This window comes from Streptococcus sp. 27098_8_70, assembly GCF_041432215.1.
In the GTDB taxonomy this organism is placed as follows: domain Bacteria; phylum Bacillota; class Bacilli; order Lactobacillales; family Streptococcaceae; genus Streptococcus; species Streptococcus oralis_CP.
The window spans coordinates 594,151-615,544 of record NZ_JAPVZD010000001.1; the positions used below are offsets into that span (position 1 = coordinate 594,151).

Below are 21,394 nucleotides of genomic sequence, written 5' to 3' on the forward strand. Positions count from 1 at the left end.
AAAAGCTTAGAAATCTTCTAAGCTTCTATTTTTAAAAACGAATCGCTTCACGTGTTTTCTCATATGAAGTTACAAAACGGTTTGTAACTCCTGGTTCAGCAACTTCCAAGGCTTGTGAAATTTTTTCAAATGACGCCTGGTAGTCAAACTCTTTTTCAAAAATTTCAAGCGCTTCGTTGAAGGCCTCTTGGATACGCTCATCAAATGAACGGTAACGGTTTGAGTATTGGAGTAGTTGCTCAGTCAAGGTTGCATATTGAACGATATCATAGGTTTCTGTTTCAAGTGCTTCCATATCATTTGTTGCGACTTCAAGAATTCGTTTAACCGATTCAATATTCACTTGTGGTTGTTCTAACTCTGCCATCAAATCTTCTGTGTTATGACTTGCAGTAAAGAAAAGTTTCAAGAAACTTTGAGGAATACCTGGCAAGTTTCTCTTCTCCATGTAACGTTTGATAGTATGCAAACGGTTCACATAGACATTTGCTTTTTGGCGAGCATTGAGGTCGTCTTTTTCAATTTGCGCAAGTCGTTCGCTAACAGAGATTTGCTCATCCTCAATATCCTTGAGGTTGCTTTGAAGCATTTCCAACTGTTCTTCAAGAGCAGAGTAGGCTTGTGTTGACTCACCTTGGTCCTCTGTCACTTCCATGATTGCTGTATCAAGTGCAGCCAATTCTGCTTGAAGACGACGAACATGATTGCCATCACTTTCAGGAAGAAGGTAGGTTTTAGTCAAACGTTCAAGATCTTGAACAAGCACCTGATTATTTTCTTTCAAGTGGTTGAGATAAGTTGGTAATGTCGAAAGAAGACTTTCAACCACTTTTTGAGCTGCAATTTCACGAGTGAAGATATCATAAAGTGCGTTGATTTCTTCTTGGATGCGATTATTTTCATACTCTGCATTGTCCAATTCCAACTGACGAATATTTTCTTGATTATTTTTCAAAGACTCATGCAAAAGTTGGAAACGGGATTCAATATCTGTTTCTGTAAAGTGGTAGTTGGCATCCAACAGCTTGCGATAACCTTCTTCCAAATCTGCCAATTGTTCTGGCAGTTCCTTTGTCAAGGTTTCAACAAGAGCTGGAATTCGCTCAACGATGTGTGTCAAAGCGAGAATATGATTTTCAGTTGAATCAAGAATTGCTGCGGCTTCAACCGGGTCACCTGATGAATTTAGGGTAACAAATTGAGAGAATTCAGATTGGATGTTTTCCAATTGTTTCTCAATCTCAGGAAGGGCCTTACCATATTTCTCCGAATCTTCTGCAACGGTATGTTGAAGGGATTCAAACAAGTCCAAAGCATGAAGGACACGGCCACTATTCTTAGATTCTTGCTTTTCAAGTTCAGAAAGGGCATTGCGAATAGCCGCAATGTCTTCTTCAATCAAGCCGATTTGGCTCTCAATTTGATCAAGTTTGTGCGTTGCCTTAAAGAAACGGAAAGAATTGTTGTAGCTTTCAGCTTCAAAGAGGTGGTTTTCAATATCAGCGAATGAGTTCAGAGATAAATCAACCCATTTTTGATTCCATTCACGGAAGGTCACCTGACTTTGACCAATCAAGTGCATGTTTTTAACGGCTTCAACCTCATCATTTACAGGAAGGTTGTAGAGTTCTTCTTTTCTTTCTTCAAGGGCCGTTAATCTGCTTACATTACGCTTACGTAAAAAGATGGCTGTTACATAAGCTAAGATCAGAATGACTGCAACCGCAACCATTAGATAAATTAGTTGTCCATTAGACATATCAAACTCCTTTTATACTAGAAACAATCGTAATGATTATATCATATTTTTTAAACCAAGGGAACTATTTCCCACATTTTTTAGACGTCAAGTGTACTGTAAACAGCGTTTTCTTCGATAAATTCGCGACGAGGTTCTACTCGATCCCCCATCAACATATCAAAGATTTTATCTGCTTCGGCAGCATCATCTACCGAAACACGCGCCATCAAGCGATGTTCAGGATCCATGGTTGTTTCCCACAATTGGTGGTCATCCATTTCTCCCAAACCTTTATAACGTTGGATGGTTGGTTTTGAACGCCCTTCACTGTGACGTGCTAAGGCTTCTTGGAGTTTAATTTCTTGATCTGCACCAGGTTGAATGTATTCTTTGATCTCACTTCCAACTTTAACCCCATAAATCGGTGGTTGGGCAATGTAGACATAACCAGCCTCTAAGATTGGTTTCATATAGCGATAAATCAAGGTTAGCAAGAGAGTTCGAATGTGGGCTCCATCAACATCGGCATCGGTCATCAAAACGAGTTTTTGGTAACGAGCCTTAGTGACATCAAATTCTGCACCAAATCCTGTTCCCATGGCTGTGAAAAGACTTCGAATTTCTTCGTTTGCAAGGATTTTATCCATGCTAGCTTTTTCAACGTTCAAGATCTTACCACGAATTGGCAAGATAGCTTGGAATTCACGATTACGACCAGATTTGGCTGATCCACCAGCTGAGTCTCCTTCGACGATGAAGAGTTCGGTTTCAGCAGGGTTGTTAGAAGAACAGTCTGCTAGTTTTCCTGGCAGATTGGAAATTTCCAAACCAGATTTCTTGCGTGTGACTTCACGCGCACGCTTGGCAGCTACACGAGCCTTGGCAGCCAAGATCCCTTTTTCCACGATACGCTTAGCAATCTGAGGATTTTCCATGAGAAAATCAGAGAAGGCATCGCTGAAGAGTCGATTGGTAATCTTGACTACTTCGCTATTTCCCAATTTAGTCTTGGTTTGTCCTTCAAACTGCGGATTAGGGTGCTTGACAGAGATAACAGCTGTCAATCCTTCACGAACATCTTCCCCTGTTAGGTTATCTTCATTGTCTTTTAGTAGCTTATTCTTGCGAGCATAATCATTGATAACACGTGTCAGAGCTGTACGGAAACCTTGCTCATGTGTTCCACCTTCATGGGTGTGAATGTTATTGGCGAAACTCATAACGTTTTCGTGGTAACCGGTTGTGTACTGCATGGCTACTTCAACTGTGATATCATCCATCTCACCGTCTGTGTAGATTGGTGTATCAAAGATCACATCCTTGTTCTCGTTGATATATTCAACGTAGCTAGCAATCCCACCCTCATAGTGGTAATGTTTAGTCTGTTCGAGACCTTCACGCTTATCTGTGATGGAGATTTGAAGACCTCGGTTCAAAAAGGCTAGTTCTTGAATACGTTTGTTTAATTTTTCAAAGTCAAAAGTTGTTGTTTCTGTAAAAATCTCTGGATCTGGTGTGAAGTGAACTGTTGTTCCCGTTTTATCCGTATCTCCAACCACCTCAAGATCAGCAACTACATGACCACGACGATATTCTTGGTAATGAATCTTACCGTTTTTATGGACATGAACATCTAGTTGAGTTGAGAGGGCGTTTACTACTGATGAACCTACACCGTGCAATCCACCTGAAACCTTGTATCCGCCACCGCCGAATTTTCCTCCAGCGTGAAGAACTGTAAAGACAGTCTCAACAGCGGGACGTCCTGTTTTTTCCTGAATATCAACAGGAATTCCACGCCCATCATCCACAACGGTGATGGAATTATCTGGCTCTATAAAGACTTGGATGTGACTGGCAAATCCAGCTAGAGCTTCGTCAATTGAGTTATCAACGATTTCCCATACTAGATGGTGAAGACCTTCTTTTGAAGTCGATCCAATATACATACCTGGACGCATACGAACAGCTTCAAGTCCCTCCAAAACTTGAATTTGACTGGCATCATAATCCTGTGCCTGTTGATTTTTGATTTCTTCTGTCATTTTTTCCCTTTTCTTACATGTCTATTGCTTGTCTCAATGTCGCAACGTTATTAAAAAGATAGGCATCTAAGCCAGCAGCTTTACCTGCTTCTACATCAATATTTCTGTCACCAATGACCAAACCAGATGTAATATGATATTTATCACGTAAATAAATCATGGACTCAGGATCTGGTTTTCGTTTAAAGCCAGAACTGGCAGTCACCACCTCGGTGAAGTAGTTCGCTATCTGGGTCTTAGCAAGAAGTTCTAGCACTTGGTCATTTCGATGAGAAACCAAGAAATGGCGACCACCCTTGTCCGAAATGTCTTTGAGTAATTCTGGAATTCCCTCAAACAAAACTGGATGCTCTAGCTCACGCGCTTCATTTTCTTTGTAGTTCTCTAAAAACCCCTCGATATTTGGTGCAAACTTCTCAATGGCAAAAGCTGTCGAAACCTTCAAAGCTTCGTAGACACGGTCGTGTTCTTGCTCTATTCCATATTGGGCTAAGGTTTCTACAAAGGCTGCTGTAGAAGACTCATAATTATCCAAAAGGGTACCACCTAAATCCCATATATAGTCGTGATATTTCATACCCTTCATTATACCATTTTTTTATGAAAAAAGCGATGATTTCCTAGATTTTTCGGCTCTATAATTTCTATAGAGAGTAAAACACTATTGCATCGATGGAGCCTTTTTGTGAAGAATAGCTCCTCTATGAATAATCAAGCAAAATCTTTCCTATCTCAAATGTACAAATAAAAAAATAGAAACTACTAACAACCGCGTCATTTTTCGCAAACGAAACGATTTTGGATTTCCAAACTTTAAAAATAGAATCCTCATTGCTTTGAATGTCACAATAGAGTGCAGAAAAAGATTATTCCAATATGGAATCTCTTGTTAATTCATTTCAGTTTCCAATGATTCCATCTTTCTTTTCAATTGTCATTTATTCTCCAAACAGGCAAAAAACGATAACGTCCTTTAAAGGAGTTATCGTTTTTGTATATCGTCAGATAAAGTTTGATTTTTATTGAGCTACATTCGATTAGTTTCTTCCGAAGTTTTGACCTCTACCATCGCGGTCAAAATACATCCAACTTCCATCTTCAAGTTGAATCCATTTGCTTCGAGCCATTTCTCCTGAATTGACATCGAAATATCGACTAACTCCATTCACATCAACAACTTTTCCTTTGACTTGCTTGCCGTCTTGCGTGAAATAGAGAGTCTGTTGACCAACCTGCTGCAAACCTGTCACTGCTTTTCCAGCTTGATCAAAATAATACCACTCATTTGGGGAACCTTCGACAAACTTGTTGGTTGCCATCTCTCCTGAGTTAGCATCAAAGTAACGGATACTCTTATCTGAAAGTGTCACGATTTTACCCTTGACTTGCTTGCCATCTTGGTCAAAGTAAAGTGTTTGTTTGCCAATCTTTTGAAGGCCTGTCACTGCTTTACCAGTTTTGTCAAAGTAATACCATTCGTTCTTGGCACCTTCTGCAAACTTGCCGACTGCCATTTCTCCTGAGTTAGCATCAAAGTAACGGATGGATTTATCAGCTAAAGTTACTACTTTCCCCTTGACTTGCTTGCCATCTTGGTCAAAGTAAAGTGTTTGTTTGCCAATCTTTTGAAGACCTGTCACTGCTTTACCAGTTTTGTCAAAGTAATACCATTCGTTCTTGGCACCTTCTGCAAACTTGCCGACTGCCATTTCTCCTGAGTTAGCATCAAAATAACGGATACTCTTATCTGAAAGTGTCACGATTTTACCCTTGACTTGCTTGCCATCTTGGTCAAAGTAAAGTGTTTGTTGACCAATCTTTTGAAGACCTGTCACTGCAACTCCATCTGCTCCAAAATAGTACCAATCACTTGGGTTATCACCTTGAGCAAAACGATTGATAACAGCATTTCCTGAATCCTTGTCAAAGTAACGAAGTTTGCCATCTTTAGCACTCACAATCTTGCCCTTAACCTGATAGCCGTTTTCATCAAAGAATTGCTGTCCATCTCCTATCTTGACAAGACCTCGAGCCATAACGCCCTTGGCATCAAAGTAACGCCAGTTTTGACCATCAGTAGTGTAGTAACGGTTGAGAACTTGGGCACCAGTTTGATCATAGTAGTACTGATTACCATTTTCATCTTCACGGATAGAATCACGAAGTTGAATACCATTCTTCAAGAAATAAACGTGCTTGCCATCAATTTCATGAGCACCTGTTACAAGATAGCCTCGTTTATCGAAGTAATACCAATTTCCATTTTCATCTTGGATAAAGGAATTTTTAGCTTGATAACCACTAGTTGAATAGAACTTAGTACCATTGGCATCACTAACAAATCCTGTGTAAGCATTCTTATTAACTAATTGCTTAGGCAATACTATCTCGCCATTTCTGTTAGTGAGATAGTCGTTGCTAGCCCAGTCTTTAAGAACATAGTAAGCACCACGACCTAAGATATTGGTACCATTGAAGTACTTAGCCGACCACTTGGTAATCTTCTCATCTGTTGTCATCTTTTGACCATTGGAAATCTGTACTCGTTCAAAGATCTCTGGATATTTGGCTTTAAGCTCATCCAAGTAGGCTCCACCGTATTTACCTTGGAAATCAGTCCCATTGGTCTTACTATTAGCTACATAGAGTTTTTCCTTGATTTCTGAACCTTCACGGTAGGTTCCATAGTTATTGACACGTGTTACTGTTACCACTTCCTTACCTGGTAGGTTATAGATTTGGTCTGGTACCCAGTCCGCGATGGCTTGGATATTGACACTGTGAAGCGCACGGAGAGCATTGAGCAAATCTTTTAAAGAACCATATTTATTGTTCTTGCTCATCGCCATATCGTAGCGGTCTTCAAAGGCATAACCATTCTGAATGATAGAATCCAAGAAAGTACCGTCTTGGCTAGATACATACTGAGGTGGTAGCTCAAATGAAGTTACTCCCCATTCCTTGAAGAGGTTGACATTTTTAGCAATGACTTTATTGGTATATTGGTCATCGCGTGTTGCAAAGTCCTGGAAGTTAGAAAATCCTTCGTAAATCAACTGAGAATCAAGGGCTGCGCTAGATTCGTAAACCTGACCACTGGCATTTTTCTTCTTGCTTGCTGTTGTACGAGCATCCTGATCTGCCTTAGCGCCAACTGGTACCCAAACAGCCAGATATCCAGAAACCTGTACATTGCTGTAGCCTGCAATATCATTCATATCAAAGGTTAAAATACCATTAGCATCTGTCTTCTTCCAGAGCGATTGCGGCACTTCTTCGTCAGTTAGATAGCGGGAAATGCCATCTTTGGTCGTCAAAAGCACAGGGCGATAGTATTGATTCTTGTGGGCTGCTCCCATATTGACTTGCAGTTTATCCCATTCGTTCAGTTTCAGGTTAGGGTTGTTAGAAGCAATAACAGCCATCCCTTGAGTACGAGTTTCTGCTGTTCCTTCATCTGTTGCTTCATTGGCACCAGTACCGTAGCGCACAGAAGTCAAAATACCATTGTAAGACCATTTATCAGCCTCACGAGGTACACCCATATATGTGACTTTCATGTCTTGTCCACCTGCTACATACTTAATACGAGCACGCAACAAGGCATCGATAGCATCGTGGTAAGGAGATTTTTTCTCCATGTATTGACCATCATCGGTATAGAGGTCACCATAGTAGACCCGAGTGATAGAGTCTTTATTGGAGAGCATGAGGGCATGAGCAGTTGGGATGTTGAACTGCGTATACTTCTTGTCTGCCTTACGCATATCTTCGTTGTAGATCTTGAAGGCTTGCTTGAGTTCATCCATGGTAAAGGTCAAACCATCCGTATTTGGATTGATATTTTCTCGGATGATGTCAGCAATAACAGTTTGTACTTCACTGTCATGAGCCCGAACAAAGATATAGTTAGCCATCCGTTCGCCATTTTTCTTTTCAGAAGAACGGTCATTTAGACTATTTGTAATCGTAGGCTCTACTCCGCTACGGATAGATAGATTACGCATGAATGAATAAAGCAAGGACAAGCGTAGCTTGTTGTCAATTGCTAGTTGAGCACCTTTAGTATCTTTGTTGTAGTCAGGATCGTTATCAGACCAAGCTTCCAAGATAGACAAATGCTTGATAGCTTCTTCTTCACTTTCTCCCACCTTGTAGCGAGACTTGAAGTAGTCAGATGCGATTTGGAGCAAGTCTGCGTTGACATTGTCCACCGCATCGACACGAACTCCATCAAAATTAGCAGTCGGATCATTGGCTACGATGCTTCCAAAGTTCATCATAAAATGCAACCAGTTGAGTTGTTCGGCTTGAACAGCTGGATTAGAGTTGTCAAAGTCGTTAGCGAGCAAGAACTCATAACCACCATTTGACTTGTCAATAAAGTACTTAGGTGTCCCTGTTTGACTAGTAGGGGTACGGTTAAGCAAACGGAATTTAGAGTTAGCATGTGAGCTCTTCTCATTATTGGTATAAAGCAAAGCTCCACCCTGCAAGTGGTCCTTTTTAGTACCAGTTGTTTCAGACTCTGACTTGATATTCCAATTTGGCTGGGTTTTGACAAAGGCACCCATCAGCGTTCTCAACCATTTGGTATCGCCTTCTTTACCAATTTTTTCCTCAATTTTGCGCTGAACCTGCTGAGAAGCTCCTGTCAGGAGAGCTTGTTCCACTTTGTTTTCAAAAGCACCTGCTCCCAGACCTTGCTGGTTCATATAGTTGAGGTAATTAATTTGAGTACGTTTATCAGGCCACCAAGCCATCAAAAGAGGGCGCAAGTCTGTTTCTGTCGAAGCCGTCCATGTTTTTCCATCTTTTAAGATGAACTTTGGACGATACCAGCTATCTGCTGTCAAATAACCGTCTACAGTTTCAATATCCTTGTCAGTCGTACCATAGAAAGCATTCTTTTGGGAGAATTCATTATTAAGACTGCTGGTTCCTTGTTGGAACTGATATTCGTTTGAATCAACTAAGGCACCAGTTTCTGCATCAAAATAAAGTATTCTCCCATTAAGTTCAACTGCAAAGTTCTTTTTAACTGTACCATCGTCCTGAACATAGTAATTTTTACCATCAATGGTCTTAATATGAGATAGGACATCATCATCGTGATCAGCATTTACAGGTGCAGGTTGAGCCTGATCTGCCACCATTCTTTCAGATATTGCTTCCTGTTTTTGAGCAGGTTCGGGCAAGCGATCTTTCTTTGCAACCTTTGGATTTGCAACAATCTTGTCTTCAACAGCCGTTTTTTCTCGTTTGTTGTCATCTTGCTCTTGGGCAGTTGTTGGCCTTGCTTGTTTATCCTGGTCTGCTACTTCTGTTTTAGGAGTTTCTGTGATTGCATTAGCAGCTTTAACTTCTTCAGCAACAGCAGCCTTTTCTGTAGATGCTTCTTTCGTATCTGCTGATTTAGCAGGCTCTTGAGCATTGGTTTGAACTGTTGCTTCTGTATTTTCTGCTGGTTTAGCAGGTTTTTCACTAGCAGCAACATCGCCTGTCACCTTGTCTGCAGGGGTTGCTTTTTCTGCTTCTTGCTCAGATGCTATTTTAGCTTGGGCTGGAGTTTGCTGACCCGGACCACTAGTCTGAGCTGTAGCAGGTTCTTGAACTACAACCTGCTTTACATCATCCGCATGGACAACACCAGGTTCTAGACCAAGTGCTTTCGGTGCTACAATAAGGGCTAAGGTAGTCAAAGCAATGGCTACCCAGTTTTTCTTAACTTTATGCATCTTATAATGAATCTTTTTCTCCATCATAAAGCCTCCTTCTGAATTTAGTATAAAGTTATGCCCTTATTCTAGTATATTTTTCAAAATGATCATTTTTTGTTGCACATCTACAACTATGAAAGGCAAATTCTTTCAAACTGTTCTTTAAGCTTTTGAGCAACACCAAAGGAATCTAAAAATTCAAAAAAAGATAGGCATTGCTCGATGTCACTGAGAGCATTGGTATTCCCAACCTTGTAGGAGTAAAGAGCCCTATGATACTTAATCAGCGTTCGATCATATAGATCTGTTTCAGGAATTTTAGAGTGGTCGAGATAATTGAGAAACCTCATAGCAACTAGCAGATGGTTTCCTTCGATACAGACGCTAATGACATTAAGTAGCATCTTGATAATACGGCGGCGATTTTCAGGTAGGTTGTTATAAAACTGGGTACGATTGATCATCTCACTAGCGAAGGTTTCCAGCGTTTCCAAGGTCATCAAATCAACACTGTTTGTAAAAAGCCAGAGTTCATAACGTCCCCACTCCTCAACAGAAAAGAGATGATCCGTCAGGAATTCAATATCCTTCTTGCTAATCTGAAAATCTGAGCAACAGGAGGACAAGAGGGCCCTGACAATGATTGTATTGAGTTTATAGTTTTTCTTCTCAGGAAACTGTTCGGTCAAAGCTTCTGAGCTTGACAAAATATTTTGGAGCTTGACAACATTGTTTTCCTGATATGCATCAGCTACTTTTTTTGAGAACAGCACATCATCTGAATCAATGTAATTATGGTAAACATACTGAAACTCCTCTAGGGAAACGGCCATATTTTTTAAACAGCAATAAAAAGAATCAAGTGTGATCCCATTGACTCCCCGTTCAAAACGGGATAGCTGAGCCACGGAAATATCACCAGCAGCCACCTCTTTCAGGGACATTTTTTTTGATTCTCTAATGACTTTGAATATTTTTCCAAATGCTTTCAACATATCACTCCCCCAGTTTCGTATATGCAAAAAATTCTTACTAATTTTAATATACTAGTAACACGTTTCAATTATATTACAGAGAAAGTACTTTATATTTCAAATTAATACAAGCAGATTAATTCGCATGATAAGACCGTTTAATATAGCATTTATTGAATATTCTATCTTTTTCAAGAATCTATTGATTTCAGTAACAATCTGAACTATTCTATCGAACAACTTGAAAACACTAACATTTCTAGAGATAGATTTCCTTCTTATGTTAAACGAAGCTTGATTGATTTTTAAAAGATTGATATAAAAGCGCTAGACAATCATATGAAACATTTTTTAGACATAGAGCAAATAAAAAAAAAAAAAACGAGAGTCTAACTCTCGTCTTACTGTTGATTTCCAAAGACATCCCGATAGAGCATGCCGCCTCGTAAACTTTCAGCATCTCCTCCCAATTGCTCTACCAATTCATAGGCAAAGGCAAGGGCAGTTGACGGTCCTCGGCTAGTCGTTAGATTGCCATCAACAACCACTGTTTGCTTTTGATAAATTCCGTCAGTAATTTGCTCCTGAACTCCGTCATAACAGGTGAAGTGCTTGTCTTTCAGGACACCTGCTTGATGGAGAGCGATTGGAGCTGCACAGATAGCTGCAATTTTCTTTCCAGCTTGGTCAAAGGCTTTAATCTGTGAAATGAGTGCTGGATTATCCCGTAGGTGAGCTGATCCTGGCATGCCACCTGGAAGAACGACCAAGTCATAGTCGGACAAATCACCATCAAAGATACGGTCGGCTTTTACCTGAATGCCATGCGATCCTGTCACCTGCTCTTCAAATCCTACCATATCACAAGAAATGTTTGCTCGACGCAAGACATCGACTACTGTCAAGGCTTCAATTTCTTCAAAACCCTGGGCTAAAATAACTGCTACTTTTGCCATAGTGGCCTCCTTATTTGATTTGTTTTAGGACGACTTTCTTTCGTTTGAATGGAACTTTTCCACTTTTCTCCTCCGCTAGGTTTGTCTGGTAACTCATAGACAAGAGGAGACCGACACCGATGAGGTTACTAATAATTGCGGATCCCCCTTGAGAAATAAATGGCAGAGGAATCCCTGTCAAAGGAAGTAAGCCTGTCACGGCACCGATATTTTCAAAGATATGGAAGAGCAACATCATGATAAAACCAGTCGAGATATAGGTGTAGAACTGATTGTTTGACTTAAGTGTAATCTTTAACATCCGATAAATAAGAAGCAAGTACAGAGCAACCACAAAGACTGAACCAATAAAGCCAAAGTCTTCAGCAATCACCGTAAAAATCATATCGCTCTCGCGTACTGGAATGAGGAGATTGGACACATTGAAACCTTGTCCAAACAAGCCACCACTTCCAATAGCAATTTGTCCCTGCGCCTGTTGGTAAGTCGTTGTTTGCGCAAAGTCAAAGGGATTGAGCCAAGCCAAGATGCGGTTGATCTGGTAGGTTGGCATCCCAATCTGATGCAAGAAGGCACGTCCATCCTTGCTTATAAAGATGGCCATGAAACCTACAACTGCAGTCACTCCTGTCGCAAAAACCGGAATGATAATCTTCCACGAAACACCTGAAAGGAGAACCATACCGGAAAAAATAGCTACAAAGACCAAGGCAGTCCCCAAGTCACTTTGTAGGGCTAAGAGGATCAAGACTGGTATGGTAAAGGCGATCATCCAACCAATCAATAGGAAATCCAAGGGAATAGTCCGTCGCCATTCCTTGTGTTTTTGAGTGAATTGTACGATGACTCGAGCCAACATCAAGATATAGGAAATCTTCATGAACTCCGATGGCTGGAAAAGTGTCGTTCCACCAATCGATACCCAGTTCTTGGCACCTGTTGACGCTACAAGATTTGGATTGTAGAAAACAAGGGGGAGGACCATCAAAGCTAGCCCTAGACCATAAAGATAGGGAGTCACCTTCCATAAAAACTCGGTATTAAAGAACATGACCACAAAACCAATGACAAGCCCCAAGGAAATCCAAGCGATTTGCTGACCTAGAATTGGTAATACATTATTTGGATAGTCATGACTAACTGCTATATAAATGGCCACTACTCCAATCACCAGTAAACAAAACACTGGTAGGAGGAGGCTATAATCGACTCGAGAGTCGAAGGATCGTTTCATATTTTTTACCTTTTCTCTTTCTGGGATTTTTCTTTCATTCTATTGCGACGGGATTGGAGAAAATCAGCTACAGCAGGCTCTAGCTGTTCTCTAGAAAGAACCTGAACAGCCCTTTCTTTTGACAAGGTCTGGGCGATTTGTTTGCCGTAACGCTTGCTGACAACACGACTGTCTAAGATTAGAGCAACCGAACCTTGGTTGGGCCGTCTAACAGTACGACCAAGGGCTTGTTTTAGCCGAATGATCGCCATCGGTAACTGATAATCATAGAAAGGATTTTTCCCTTCTTGACGCAGTTCCTGGTTTAATTTTTTTGTTAAAGGCTCTTGGGGATTTTGGAAAGGCAATCTCGGAATCACTTGGATCACGCAAGGATGGGTTGAAAAATCAACCCCTTCCCAGAAACTACCTGTTCCAAGCAAGATCTTGCGTTCACCTTTTTCAAAACGTTTTTTCAGTTGACTTGGTTCCCCATTTTTATACTGAGCTAGATGCGGTTGGTCGAGCAGGTCCGAAACTGCCAGCAGCATTTCTTTTGAAGTAAACAAGACCAGTATGGGTTCTTGAAAGGCTTGTAAGCTTCGAATGACAGAAGCCACTTCACTAGCATAGTCAACAGGTGAAACTTCTGTCACAAGAGGAAAATCATCGACTAGAAAGACTTCTTGTTGCTCCTGTTTTGCTACATCAAGCCTAACAAGCGGAGCATCCGGAAATCCCAATAAATCTGCTAGGGAAACCCGATTGCTGATTTCAAGAGTGGCCGATACTCCTAGGAGCCTACAATCTTCTGGCAATAAGTCTGCTAGTATAAAGCGGCCTTTTTTACTTGAACAAATCAAGACATCCTTGCTCGATTTCTCTGCTGTAGCAAGCCAAAATTCACGGTCCGAGGTGAAAAAGTTTGCAATCTCTCTATACTCTGGGAGAGCTAGCTCCGAAAAATGCTGGCGCAACTCTTCAAGAGAATCCAACCACTTTCCATTCTTAAGGCCTGACTGGTAGTGCTCCATCAAGTAACGACATTCAAAGCCGATACTCTCAAGCAAGCGTTTCTGAACCAAATCTTCCTCTGTCTCCAAGGACTTATCAAGCTGGGTTACAAGATCCTCAAGACGATAAGCCTGCTGGGCTAGATTTTCGAGAGCTAGCAGCATTTTTTGAGCCTCATCCAAGATTACTAAACGGTTATCGACAAACTCTGGATTGTCTTCCAAACGAGTGACCAGATAAGCATGATTGGTCAGAAGAACACGACTGGTTTTTGCCTTTTCCTGCCCTCGTTTCCAAAAATCCTCTGTGGCAAATAAACTTTTCTTTGAAAGCTTGCCATCGTGGACTAGTTCTGGCAGAAAATGCTGATAGCGATAAAGTTGCCCTATTTCGTCCAAGTCACCTGTCTCTGTCTCTGTTAGCCAGATAAGCAACTGCATTTTAAAGCGTGTGAAAAGGCGATTGGACTCCAGTCGATGGAGAACTCGGTGAAAGGCATCCAGTTTTAAATAATTTTGAGGCCCCTTGAGACTATGAATTTCCAGATGGAAGACCTCTTTTAAGCGCTGACCTTCTTCTTGCATGATTTGATTTTGAAGAATTTTGGTCGGAACACTCACTAGGATACCTGCTTGACTCTCCAAGTTCAAAGCTGGGAGGAGATAACCATAAGTCTTGCCCAGTCCCGTTTGGGCTTGGATAAAGGAAGTCTGGTGTTCTTCCAATAATTGCTCAATCTTCTCCGCAAATTCCAACTGTTGCGGACGCTCCTCCAGCCCCAATAAAGAAATGTTTTTAGCAAAGTCTTTGGATAACTTTCGTGGGACTAAGGCTTTGCTTTCCTTTCTGAGGAAAAGCCCATGAAGTTCCATCAAGTCGGGCGAAGATAAGAGAGATTGTTGCTGATAGACCTCCTCAATCACCAGATAACTTTCATAGAGAAGGTTGTCTGCAAGGTTTAATAAGCTTTCTAAGAGCCCTTTAGGTAGCTCAAAGAGTTTTTGACGCATGTAAAGCAAGAGTTCTGCTGTTGCCTGAGCATCAGACAGGGCAGTATGGGCATGTTCTAGTTCAATACCCAACTCTTGACAAAGGATACCTAGATTGTATTTCTCAAACTGAGGATACAGAACCTGGGCAAGCTCAACTGTATCCACCCGCGGTGTACGCAATTCATATCCTTCCAAAAAGAGGAATTCTGCAAGAAGATTAGCATCAAACTGTACATTGTGCGCAACAAAAATACCGTCCTTAACCAATTCAAAAATTTTTCCGGCCACCTGAGAAAACTCTGGTGCCGCAGCCAAACGCTGATCGGTCAGACCCGTTAATTCTTTGATATGAGAATCCAAGGGTTCATGGGGATTGACATCAGTCGCATACTGATCGATGATTTCACCATTCTCAATCACCACAATGCCTACTTGAATAATTTTTGCCTTGCTTCCGGTGCTGGTCGCCTCTAAATCAACGACCACATACCGATCATTTCTTGCATTCATCATTAAAAATTATATCAAAAAAAGCATGATTTGACACCCCTCAACTTTGTTAACAATCTTGCTTCATTTGTGAGTTTAATAAAAAATCAAGACCTTAAAAGTGAGAATTTTTCGTAAGTTCAGCAGTTGGTTGCTGGTTCTGAGGTATTTAAAAATCTTACCAGAAAAATAAATCAGCTGTGAAAACATAAAAAAAGGCAATTAAGATTTCAATTGCCTTTTTGGGATATTTTTTTCATTGTTTTTGGAATTTCACAGCTAATCTGACTTGGTAAAACCACATAGTGTTCTTGAGCTAGTTCTTGGGCAATGGCTGAGTGCAGATGAGTCGCTACCACCACACGTTCATAGAGACTGGCCTGTCGGAATTGGCCTGCAAATCCTGCAATCATTCCAGCCAGTGTATCTCCCATTCCCCCACTTGCTTGATAGGGGCCTCCAACCTGTAACTGATAGTATTCAGGTTTGCCAGCTTGCCAGATACGAGTCGCTGAACCCTTCTCGACTAGAATCGTCCTTTGAGGAAAAGCAGAAAGAGCCCTAGCAGTCGCCTCTGTATTTTGATGGTCAAGAACTATACCAGACAGTCTTTCCCATTCCTTTTGGTGTGGGGTTAGGATGAGCTGACTAGATGGGAATGTCAAATGAGCTTTTGCTAAGATGCCCAAAGCACCGCCATCTGCAATCAAAATCTGGTCTTTTCTAAGGCTGTCAAAGACCCGTTTTACGAGTTCTTCTCCGAATGCATCCTCTCGCAAACCCGGACCTAGCAAGACAACTTCTGCCTTTTCCAACTGCTCTTTTAACAATTGCTGATCTTGAAGAGAAAATGCCATGGCCTCAGGTAAATGACTGTGCAAAGCTAGAATATTCTCCTTATCCGTGCCAACAGTCACCAAACCTGCCCCACTTTTGACAGCTGCAATGGCTGACATGATGATAGCCCCCCCATAAGGATAGGTCCCTCCTAGCAAGAGCAGACGACCGTAATCTCCCTTATGGCTGTGACGAGAACGTTCAATAATGACTTTTTCTAATAAAGCTTGATCAATCACTTTCATCGTTTTTTCCCTCTCTATTCATTATACTATAAAGTTTATTGACCTTGCATCTTAAACATAAATCTCTTCCTTCATATAGAAAAAGAGGGGACAAAGCCCCTCTACGAAATATCTCTTTTTTCAAAGTCAATTAATTTCTTTTTTACTTTTTGCGACAAAGATAGCAGATAGAGCTAGTCCAACACTTGCCAAGAAAATAGCTGTTTCTGACTGTTTCTCACCAGTTTCTGGCAATCTCTTGTCTTCTTTGGCAATTTGAACTGGTGCTCCTGAAGTCTGAGTTTTTTCTAACGAACTTAGCTTAAACTCAGGTTTTTCTACTGTTGGAGCAGCTTGGTCGCCTACTGTTGCTACTGGACCTGTGTACTCTGGAAGCTCATGTACCAAGGCTTCAACTGCATTGACACCGCCCTTGAACTCAGGTTTCTCTACTGTTGGAGCAGCTTGGTCACCTACTGTCGCTACTGGGCCTGTGTACTCTGGAAGTTCATGTACTAGGGCTTCAACTGCATTGACACCACCCTTGAACTCAGGTTTCTCTACTGTTGGAGCAGCTTGGTCTCCTACTGTTGCTAATGCGCCTGTGTACTCTGGAAGTTCATGTACTAGGGCTTCAACTGCATTGACACCACCTGTGAATTCAGGAACCTCAAGAACGGGTGCTGGTTCTTCACCCTTGCTTGATTGAACCGGTTCTTCTGTTAATTCTTGATGGAAGCTTGCCAATTCATAAAACTCAGCCTTGCCGCCTTCCCAGACTAATTTGACGTCTAGAAGAGAGCCGCCATTTCGGATAGCAAAAGTTTGGAGACTAGATGTAATGGCACCGAGGTCTGTCCAACTGTCTTGACCATCCTTGAGTGTTCTAGCAAGAATACGTGCTTTCGCTCCTTCAGGAAGACTAGAAACAAGGCGAAGGTGGTTAGCTTTGGTTGGTTCAGACAAGTGATACACCAATTCGCCCTTATCTTTTTCAGACTTGTAGCTGGTCAAGACTTTGCCGTCTACAAGATTATTATAAAGGTTGCCTTGGCTTTCTCCACTACTTCCTTCTACTGTTGGATCATTGATTGGTTTGACAAATTCACCATCGTTGATGACCAATTCTGTAAATCCTACAAAACGGGCATCATAGTCTGCTGTATAGAGGACACGGAGATAGTTAGCTTTAACTGGTGTCGTCAATTCACCCTCGATATAGCGATTTCCTGGCATCTTAGAATCATGTGTCCAACCATCTGTCAATGAATCATCGTGTGTGCTATTGGCCACACCATCTCCTACTGTCACAACATCTGTCCAAGTTTTACCGTCCTGGCTGACTTGGATCTTACCATCACGAAGGTAGTTTTGAGTTCCGTCTTGGATGTAGGCTCTGATTTTCTTAATCGTGCGTTCGCTGCCAAGTTTCAAGGTTACGTGGCCATCTTTATGGGCGTAGTCTGAAAACTCAACGAAGTTATTGTAAACACCGTCAAATAGTTGATCTAGGTTGTTCAGTTTACGAACATCATTGCTTCCGTATGTTGGATGAATGCCCATAGTTGTAGATTCTAGTTTGGTTGGTTGCACTTCTTTAGTCGTCACAAGGAGAGAAGTCGCTGTAATAGCTTGTTCCTGATCTGTTTTGTTGACCAAACGCACATAACGTACTAAGTGGCTTGCTGCAGATCTATCAGTCAACTGGCTAGCCGGCATCCATTCTTGAGCATTTGCAGAGTACTCAAGACTAAGAGCTGGGTTGGCTTGGCCTTGGAGCTGGATGCTCTTGATTTGATGGATACGGTCAAGTTTCATACCTAGATAGCTATGAGCAGGGAGTTTGGTTCCAGCTGGAATTTGAAGCTCGTAACTGCCTAAGCTATCCACTACCGGCGTTTCCTTCAAGGCATCGACGTTGGTGTCCGTTAAGTCAAGATTTGGACTATCGACATCTACTGTAAATTCCGCAATCCTCCACCACTTATTTAAGGTTTGTGTATTGCGAATGCGAACAAAACGAGTTGTAAATTCTTTCACAATATCAGAAGTTCGTTGCCCTGATAAATTTTGAAGCGTTGTCCAATTTGTACCATCTGCAGAATATTCGATGACACCAGATGCTAGTTTGTCTCGTTCCCCTTGCATCAGATGAACTCGTTTTACTTTGTGCAGCCCACCTAAGTCCATTTTTACCCAGGCTTGCGCTGGTGTGACATTGGTCTGATCAACATGTGCCATCATGGATTCTGTGTTTTCTCGACCATCTTGCATCTGAACAACACTTGTTCCATATTTGTAAACAAGGTTTGGACTTAAACTAATAGTGCCCCTAACCTTCTTACTATCCAATTCTAGGGGTCTGTTAACAGCAATTTCACGCATGGCAAGCCAAGCATTATCCTTCTTAGCTGTTGCTATCATACGAACAGCTTGAGCTGTGATATCGAGGTCATTAAATTCCAGAATACGTTCTCTACCAGTATAAGCGGGGCTCGTTATGGCTACCCATTCTCCATGTTTATTTTGATATTCAACAAGAGCATTACTAAAGGTATAATTATCGGCCGTATTAGTACCCGTAGCGAAACCTAATTTGTGTATTTTAATTGCCTTATTAAAGCGCAAGCCTACATAATCGCCTCTCTCAATCACAATGGTTGTTTTGGCAATCACATGTGTATCAAAGTCACCATCTGTGACTTCTTTCAATCCGCCTTCTATTCCAGCACGATTCGTAATAAATGTTGTCACAAATTTATCTGGATTCAACATTGCTTGGATATGTAAGGCTAAGTATTCTTTGAGATTATTGATAAATGGTCGAATATGTTGGACACCAAATTCTGCGTATTCATAATGGTCAACGTAAAAGAAGGCATACTTAACTGACTGGTCATAATGTTTGACTCCGGCCTGATAATACTCCCACACCTTGGCATCATTCTTTTCAGTAAGACCTTCTGTAGCTGTTAGGAAAGCTTCAAGCGCGTTTATTTGATCTACTGTATTCTCTAACCAATAGTGAATTTGTTCGATTAATTTCTGATCACCTTTTTCTTTAAGTAATAGAGCATTGGCTTTCAAACCAGCAAAAATTTCCCTCAACTCTTTTCTTTCAGTATCCAGATTTTGACCAGATTTGAGTTTGTTATAGAATTCTGTCAATTTTGGAGCCAATTCTACAGACTCTTCTAATTTAGTGACATGGGGAGGTCTATTTTGATTGCGCATGTGTTTTCCGAGTTCTCGAAAAGCCTTCGAAACACTGCTTTCTTCAAAATGATCATTAACTACATAGTTAAAGGCCATATCGTTGATTTGTTCTGCTTCTTCTACACTTCTCCATTGTTTCCATCCATACTGAGCCATATCAAAAAGTGCCACTTTAGATGCTTCAGATTGTTGCATTGGATTTAGCATAATTCCTTGTGCAAGTGATAAATCAACATTTGGATGTAAGAATTTTTCACCACCTCCAAGAATTAAGTGGGGTTTTGTATTATCATTACATGGCCAGTTAATCCAGAACTGAATTGGACGGTAAGTCTTACCACCTTCTGTTAAATTTTTCTTTAAGTTAGTTAAGAATGTTTGGTCAACAGCCCCCCAGACCTTTCCACCAGTAAGAGTTAAATGGACATTTTCAGGAAGATGTTCATTCAAGGTTCGAAGTTCAGCTTCAGTTCCTTGTCCCATGTACCAGGCAGGAACAAAAATCATATCTTTACGGAGACCACTGTATGTTGTTTGTTTTCCAGTCAACCAATTTGTGATATCCTTCATCAAGCGAACATAACTATGGTAACCACCAACTGGGCTTGGTGCATCATCTGCAAGCACGCCAAATTCACGCACTCCCACGTCCAACAACTGAGTAAACTTAGCCTTTATGGTTGCAAGATCAGCCTGGTAATGCGCTTCATTGCCAAAGCGGATACGATTGTTCATAAATGGATGGATGGTCCAAACATAACGTGTTTTCGTTTGATTACCGACACGTGCAAGTTCTCGGATTTCAGCCAGTTTTTCTTCTGGGTAAAGTTCACGCCATTTCTTATTGTGGTATGGATCATCTTTTGGTGCGAAATAGTATTGAGTTAACTTCAATTCACTTCCATAACGCATCAATTCTTTACGATTTTCATTAGACCATGGGTTTCCATAGTAACCTTCGATGAAACCACGGTTCTTGAGCTCTGCGTAATCTTCTACTGTCACATTTCGAAGGACTGGCACTTGGCTTTCCTTGAGCATGTGTTTCAAAGTTGTCAAACCATAGAAGACTGCATCTGTGTCTTTTCCGACGATGGAAATCGAATTATCCTTGATGCTCAAGACATAGGCGTCAATCTTGTCAAAGAGACCTGCTGAAACATTGGACAAGTTTTGCTCTGCTTGTGAGCCTTGTCCATGCACCCCAAGATAGATATTGGTTGCGCCTGCGATTGCTGCCTTACCAGTTGTATAAGATACTTGATTGTCCTGCAAGACACTCTTCAAGCGATTACGAGTATAGATATCGAGTTGATCGCCCATGACCAGATTGACTTGCTTACGAAGGGCTGTAACACCTTCGCCATAAGTTACTTTTTGTGGCGTTGGGAAGACCTTGTACTCTTTCTTGAGATAGTCTGCGCTCTTGCTGGCAGCTGCAATGCTATCTTCGCTAGCTGGTTTACTTGCAGTGAATTGATCTGCCAATTCAACTGTTCCATCACCGGTTTGGTCTACTTTTGGAGTTTCAGGTGTAATTGGTTGACTAGGTTTAGCGATTTCTTTATCATTTTGTCCTCCACTCATGGCTTCAGACGGCTTTGTTTCATTCTCTGGAATTCTAGGTGCTTCAGCTGGTTTAAGATTATTTGTCGAATCAGTAGAACCAATCGTTCCTGTAGTTTCCCCATTTCCAACTGTCGAGCTAGCTTCCTTCCCAGCATTTTCTTCTGCTTTCTTCAAAACTGCTGCAAGTTCATCAGGTAACTTTTCCAATGGCTGAGCTTGAGTTATAGTTCCCTCTTTATCTCCTACATTACCTGTTTCTGCTGCCTCTACTAAATTAACACCAAAGATACTGGCACCAATCATAATAGAAGCTACTCCAATAGCGAATTTACGAATACTGTAATGACAACGTTTATTGAAAAAATTTTTATCCATCTTTATCTTATCTCCTTTCATCCAAACAC

General features: G+C 41.2%; 9 protein-coding genes and 2 pseudogenes. All 11 read right to left on the reverse strand.

Translation table 11 applies throughout. From position 1 onward, the window contains the following. Nucleotides 1-31 precede the first annotated feature (31 nt). Nucleotides 32-1,759 (reverse strand): septation ring formation regulator EzrA, encoded by a 1,728-nt coding sequence (gene ezrA, locus O3655_RS02915; protein WP_308697051.1) that lies wholly within the window; start codon nt 1,757-1,759, stop codon nt 32-34. An 80-nt stretch (nt 1,760-1,839) separates the two neighbouring features. Further along, nucleotides 1,840-3,786 carry a DNA topoisomerase (ATP-hydrolyzing) subunit B gene (gene gyrB / locus O3655_RS02920; protein WP_070838120.1) on the reverse strand — a complete coding sequence of 649 codons (1,947 nt, stop codon included), beginning with the start codon at nt 3,784-3,786 and terminating at the stop codon, nt 1,840-1,842. A gap of 13 nt (nt 3,787-3,799) precedes the next feature. Then, entirely contained in the window at nt 3,800-4,363 is a 564-nt protein-coding gene (locus tag O3655_RS02925; protein ID WP_049520806.1) for an HAD-IA family hydrolase, read from the reverse strand. Nucleotides 4,364-4,823: 460 nt separating this feature from the next. Beyond that, nucleotides 4,824-9,551 carry a glycoside hydrolase family 70 protein gene (locus O3655_RS02930; RefSeq protein WP_371641155.1) on the reverse strand — a complete coding sequence of 1,576 codons (4,728 nt, stop codon included), beginning with the start codon at nt 9,549-9,551 and terminating at the stop codon, nt 4,824-4,826. A gap of 86 nt (nt 9,552-9,637) precedes the next feature. Beyond that, entirely contained in the window at nt 9,638-10,501 is an 864-nt protein-coding gene (locus O3655_RS02935; protein WP_049478876.1) for a helix-turn-helix domain-containing protein, read from the reverse strand. Between the two features lie 380 nt (nt 10,502-10,881). Continuing rightward, nucleotides 10,882-11,436 (reverse strand): DJ-1 family glyoxalase III, encoded by a 555-nt coding sequence (locus O3655_RS02940; protein WP_308697048.1) that lies wholly within the window; start codon nt 11,434-11,436, stop codon nt 10,882-10,884. A 10-nt stretch (nt 11,437-11,446) separates the two neighbouring features. Beyond that, complete coding sequence (locus tag O3655_RS02945; RefSeq protein WP_308697047.1) at nt 11,447-12,670, reverse strand: FtsW/RodA/SpoVE family cell cycle protein; 1,224 nt, start codon at nt 12,668-12,670, stop codon at nt 11,447-11,449. A 5-nt stretch (nt 12,671-12,675) separates the two neighbouring features. Beyond that, nucleotides 12,676-15,165 carry a bifunctional DnaQ family exonuclease/ATP-dependent helicase gene (locus tag O3655_RS02950; RefSeq protein WP_371641222.1) on the reverse strand — a complete coding sequence of 830 codons (2,490 nt, stop codon included), beginning with the start codon at nt 15,163-15,165 and terminating at the stop codon, nt 12,676-12,678. A gap of 209 nt (nt 15,166-15,374) precedes the next feature. Then, entirely contained in the window at nt 15,375-16,226 is an 852-nt protein-coding gene (locus O3655_RS02955; RefSeq protein WP_308697045.1) for an NAD(P)H-hydrate dehydratase, read from the reverse strand. A gap of 126 nt (nt 16,227-16,352) precedes the next feature. Then, nucleotides 16,353-20,978 (reverse strand): annotated as a pseudogene (locus O3655_RS02960) (SIALI-17 repeat-containing surface protein); the annotation flags it as partial. A 279-nt stretch (nt 20,979-21,257) separates the two neighbouring features. Next, nucleotides 21,258-21,386, reverse strand: a pseudogene (locus O3655_RS02965) (YSIRK-type signal peptide-containing protein); the annotation flags it as partial. Between the last annotated feature and the right edge of the window lie 8 nt (nt 21,387-21,394).